This is a genomic window from uncultured Fenollaria sp. (genome assembly GCF_934202865.1).
GTDB lineage: Bacteria > Bacillota > Clostridia > Tissierellales > Peptoniphilaceae > Fenollaria.
In genome coordinates this window covers 1-4,758 of sequence record NZ_CAKPYL010000072.1, presented here as the reverse complement: position 1 = coordinate 4,758, position 4,758 = coordinate 1, and the positions used below count along the sequence as shown (strand labels likewise).

The following is a 4,758-nucleotide window of genomic DNA, read 5'->3' as shown; positions in this document are numbered from 1 at the left end:
GAGGGCCGATGTAAAGAAACTTACTCAGGCTATAGAATTTTAGGGGGTTATGATGAACAAAGAGTTTATAGAAGCTTTAGATGAGCTAGAAAAAAGCAAGGGTATATCAAAAGATGTAATTTTTGATGCTTTGGAGACAGCGCTAGTATCAAGCTTTAGAAAGAATTTCCAAAGTGAACAAGATGTTTTTGTTGACATCAACAGAGAGAATGGCGATATAAAACTATATTCACAAAAGACTGTTGTTGACGAAGTTGAAGACGAAGTTAATGAAATTTCGCTAGAAGATGCTAAGAAGATCAACTCAAAGTACCAAATAGGCGATACTGTTAACTTTGAGGAAGCTCCAAAGGAATATGGCAGGATAGCTGCTCAAACAGCTAAGCAAGTTGTAATACAAAAGATTAAGGACGCTGAGAGAGAAAAAATTCACGATGAATTCATTGTAAGACAAGGCGAAATAATTACAGGACAAATACAAAGAATCTCAAATAAGAACATCTTCATAGATATGGGTAAGGTAGAAGGCATAATTCCACCAAGCGAACAAATCCCAAATGAAGTCTACAAGATGGGCGACAGACTTAAATTAGTTATCTCTGAGATAAGAAAGACTAATAAGGGACCACAAATAGTATTATCAAGATCAAAAGCACTTTTAGTAAGAAGACTTTTTGAGCTTGAAGTACCTGAAATAACAGAAGGACTTATCGATATCTACTCTATAGCTAGAGAGGCTGGATCGAGGTCTAAGATAGCAGTTTATGCGAATGACGACAGCATAGACCCGCTAGGAGCTTGTGTTGGACAAAAGGGTCAAAGAGTCAACTCCATCGTTGAAGAGCTAAACGGAGAAAAGATAGATATAATTATCTACAATGAAAATCCAGAGATATTCATAAAGAATGCTCTATCACCAGCTGATGTAGTTAGCTGCGAAATCAATGAGGAAGAAAAATCAGCCATTGCCGTAGTACCAAACTCACAAATCAGCTTAGCTATCGGTAAGCAAGGCCAAAACGTAAGGCTTGCAGCTAAGCTTACTACTTGGAAGATAGATATTCATCCAGAAGATCCTGACACATTCACAGGACCAACTAGCGAGCCGTACTACGATGCGGACAATCAAGAGATATTAAATGATTCATTGATTGATTTATTCAGAAATGACGAAGAATAAAACTTTTGATAGAAAATGCGTTGCATGCAGAAATTTTTACAATAAATATGAGATGATTAGGCTAGCGAAGACTGATGAAGGCGTATTTATTGACAAAGAGCAAAAGATACAAGGCAGAGGAAGCTATGTGTGCAATAATGAAGAATGTATAAATAATGCGATTGAAAAGAATTTACTCAAAAAATCTTTAAAATGCAATATAGATAATGAAACCTTAGAGGAGCTAAGAAATGTAAAGAAGGAGTGATTATATGAAGACAAGAGTTTACGAATTAGCAAAAGAATTGAATATGGAAACAAAAGAACTACTAGATAAACTCCAAGAACTAAATTTGCCGCCAATGACTAACTTAAGTGGCATAGATGAAGAAACAGCTAATATGGTAAGAGATCTTTTCCTAGAAGAAGATAAAGTAGCGGTTAAAGAAAGACCAAAGAAAAAGATCCGTAAAGCAAAAGAAGATACAGAAAGTATAGATAAAAAGGCTAATAAAGCTAAGAAAAGCGCAAAACCTGAAGTAAAGAAGACTAATGTAAAAGAAAATACTAGAGAAGAAGCTAAAAAGGAAAGCGCTGAAAATAATAATCAAGCAAAAAAGAATAAGAATAATAAGAACAATAAAAACAATAACAATAAGAATAACAACAATAATAATCAAGCAAATAATAAAAAAGGCAAGAAGAACAGACAAAACAATAAAAATGACAATAAAGTTCAAGAAGTAAAAGAAGAAAAGCAAGAAGCAAAAAAAGCTAAAGACGAAGTTGTTTATATCCAAGATCCAATTATAGTTAAGGATCTTGCAGAAAAGCTAGGTGTTGGTGTAAATGAGCTAATCACAAAGCTTATCATGCTAGGACTAATGCTTAACCAAAACCAAAGCGTTGACTTCGATACAGCTTCTTTAATGGCTGATGAATTTGGTGTAAAAGTAGAATTAGAAGTGCCACAATCAGAAGAAGAAGCACTTGAACTTGATTTTGAAGACAGTGAAGACAGCCTAGTTACTAGACCACCAGTAGTTACAGTCATGGGTCACGTTGACCACGGTAAGACATCACTTCTTGATGCTATCAGAGAAACAAAGGTACAAGCAGGCGAAGCAGGTGGTATCACTCAAAGAATTGGTGCCTACAGCATCAACGTTAAAGGAAAAAAAGTAGTTTTCCTAGACACACCTGGTCACGAAGCATTTACACAAATGAGAGCTAGAGGAGCTCAAATCACTGACATATCTGTAATAGTTGTCGCAGCAGATGATGGTATCATGCCACAAACAAAGGAAGCCATCTCACACAGTAAGGCTGCTGGCGTACCCATCATCGTAGCGATAAATAAGATAGACAGACCAGAAGCAAATATTGAAAAGATATATCAAGAGCTAGCAGATAACGATTTACTTCCAGAAAAGTGGGGCGGCTCAACTATAACCGTAGAAGTATCTGCAAAGAAAAGAATCAATATAGACGAATTGCTTGAGATGATCATCCTAGTTGCTGAGATGGAAGACATCAAGGCAAATCCTAACAGAAGAGCCATGGGTACTGTAATTGAAGCCCAACTAGACAAGGGCCAAGGACCTACAGCGACTGTTTTAGTACAAAAAGGAACTCTTAAGAAGGGCGACTACGTTGTATCAGGAACTGCTTGCGGCAAGATTAGGCTTATGGTTGATGACAATGGTAAAGGCATCATGAAGGCAAGTCCTAGTACACCAGTTAAGATTATGGGCTTAAGCGAAGTGCCTGAAGCTGGTGAATTCTTCTACGCAGTTGAATCTGAAAAGAAGGCTAGAGCCATAGCTGATATGAGAAAAGAAAAGCAAAGAGAAGAAATGATTACAGCAACTCAAAAAGTTTCTTTGGATAATCTATTTGACAGAATCAAAGAAGGTGAGTTAAAGGATCTAAATGTAATCATCAAGGCTGATAACAAGGGTTCAATCGAAGCCATCAGCTCATCTCTTACTAAGCTTTCAAACGATGAAGTAAAGGTAAGCGTTATACACAGCGGTGTAGGCGGAATCAGTGAATCTGACGTTATGCTTGCTAGTGCATCAAACGCCATCATCATAGGCTTTAACGTAAGACCAAATAACGGCGCTATGGATTTAGCAAACGCTGAAAGCATTGAAGTTAAGACATATAGAGTAATTTATGATATCATAGACGATATCAAGAACGCTGTTAAGGGTATGCTAAAACCTAAGACTAAGGAAACTGTTTTAGGTAGAGCGACTGTACGTGCTACATTTAGATTACCTTCTGGACAAACTATAGCTGGTATCTATGTCGATAATGGTAAGATTACTAGAAATTCAAGTATAAGACTTCTTAGAGACGACGTGGTTATCCACGACGGAGGCATTTCTTCATTAAAGAGATTTAAAGATGATGCTAAAGAAGTTGCCACTGGTTATGAAGCTGGTCTAGGCCTTGATAATTACAACGATGTCAAGGAAGGCGACGAAATGGAAGCTTATATCATTGAAGAAATAAAAGCATAATTAGGTGATACTATGGACAAGAAAAGATTATATAGATTACAAGCTGAGATACAAAGGATTGTATCAGAGTTATTAATCGAAGGACTTAAGGATCCTAGGATTGATCCAATGACTAGCGTATCTAAAGTTGAGCTAAGTAACGATACTTCAGTGGCTACTATATATTTCTCAATATATGGCAGTCAAAAGACTAAAGAAGACACTCTCGATGCTCTAGAAAATGCTAAAGGCTATATCAGATCACGTCTTGCAAAAGTTTTAGAGATAAGGCAAGTTCCTGAATTAAGATTTAAAATTGATGAGAGCGTTGAATATAGTATTGAAATACAAAAGATTTTAAATAAATTAAATTCAGAGAGCAAAGAAAAATTAAACGAAGAGTTGGATGCAGATGAAGAATAATCACAGCATAAAAGATATTGGCCTAGCTATAGAAGAAGCTAATAGCATAAATATAATCTCACACAAGTCGCCTGATGGAGACAACATGGGCTCAACGCTTGGCCTTTATCTATCACTAGTAGAAAAGTATAAGAATAAGACTATAAATATAATAAAGCCAGATGAGATTCCTAGCAAATATAAGTTTATTGAAGAAAAAAAGTATTATGAAGAAAGCATGAGCGAGTGCGATTTGCTTATAGTTATTGACTGCGCTGACGAGAGAAGGCTTCTTAATGAAGATAATCTAAAAAAAGCCAAGAAAGTCATTAATATAGACCATCACAAGAGCAATAAGTACTTTGGCGATATAAACTACGTTATAGAAGAGTATTCATCAAGCTCAGAGATAGTTTATGACATAATAATAGAGCTTGAGCTTCCTATGAACAAAGAGATTGCTACTATGCTCTACATTGGCATAGATACTGATACTGGCAGGTTTATGTACTCATCGACAAGTGATGATACTATGCAAAAAGTTTCTAAGCTTATGAGCTACGGCATCGATATAAATGAAATCAATATCAAGCTTTATAGAAGCATGAATAAAAATATTTTTGAGTTATATAAGCTTTCGATAAATAAAATAAATTTCTATAAAGATTTTGCTTATTTAGTTTTGAATGA

5 protein-coding genes are annotated in these 4,758 nt (G+C 35.7%); all 5 read left to right on the top strand.

Going from position 1 to position 4,758, the window contains the following annotated elements; all coding sequences use genetic code 11:
• The first annotated feature begins 52 nt into the window (after window positions 1–52).
• The gene (gene nusA, locus Q0E71_RS06450) at window positions 53–1,180 is read left to right on the top strand and encodes a transcription termination factor NusA (protein WP_294797155.1); all 1,128 of its coding nucleotides are present in this window, start codon (window positions 53–55) and stop codon (window positions 1,178–1,180) included.
• Window positions 1,167–1,427 carry an RNase P modulator RnpM gene (locus Q0E71_RS06445; RefSeq protein ID WP_294797153.1) on the top strand — a complete coding sequence of 87 codons (261 nt, stop codon included), beginning with the start codon at window positions 1,167–1,169 and terminating at the stop codon, window positions 1,425–1,427. Before nusA ends, Q0E71_RS06445 begins: the two co-directional genes overlap by 14 nt.
• 4 nt (window positions 1,428–1,431) lie before the next feature.
• Window positions 1,432–3,687 (top strand): translation initiation factor IF-2, encoded by a 2,256-nt coding sequence (gene infB, locus Q0E71_RS06440; RefSeq protein ID WP_294797151.1) that lies wholly within the window; start codon window positions 1,432–1,434, stop codon window positions 3,685–3,687.
• Between the two features lie 12 nt (window positions 3,688–3,699).
• The gene (rbfA, locus tag Q0E71_RS06435; protein WP_294797149.1) at window positions 3,700–4,089 is read left to right on the top strand and encodes a 30S ribosome-binding factor RbfA; all 390 of its coding nucleotides are present in this window, start codon (window positions 3,700–3,702) and stop codon (window positions 4,087–4,089) included.
• The coding region (locus Q0E71_RS06430) for a bifunctional oligoribonuclease/PAP phosphatase NrnA (protein WP_294797147.1) at window positions 4,079–4,758 on the top strand (680 nt) is incomplete at its 3' end. The genes rbfA and Q0E71_RS06430, both read left to right, overlap by 11 nt.

Coding starts and splice junctions, on each gene's coding strand:
- infB (WP_294797151.1), top strand. CDS start 1,432: ATGAAGACAAGAGTTTACGAATTAGCAAAAGAATTGAATATGGAAACA.
- nusA (WP_294797155.1), top strand. CDS start 53: ATGAACAAAGAGTTTATAGAAGCTTTAGATGAGCTAGAAAAAAGCAAG.
- Q0E71_RS06445 (WP_294797153.1), top strand. CDS start 1,167: ATGACGAAGAATAAAACTTTTGATAGAAAATGCGTTGCATGCAGAAAT.
- rbfA (WP_294797149.1), top strand. CDS start 3,700: ATGGACAAGAAAAGATTATATAGATTACAAGCTGAGATACAAAGGATT.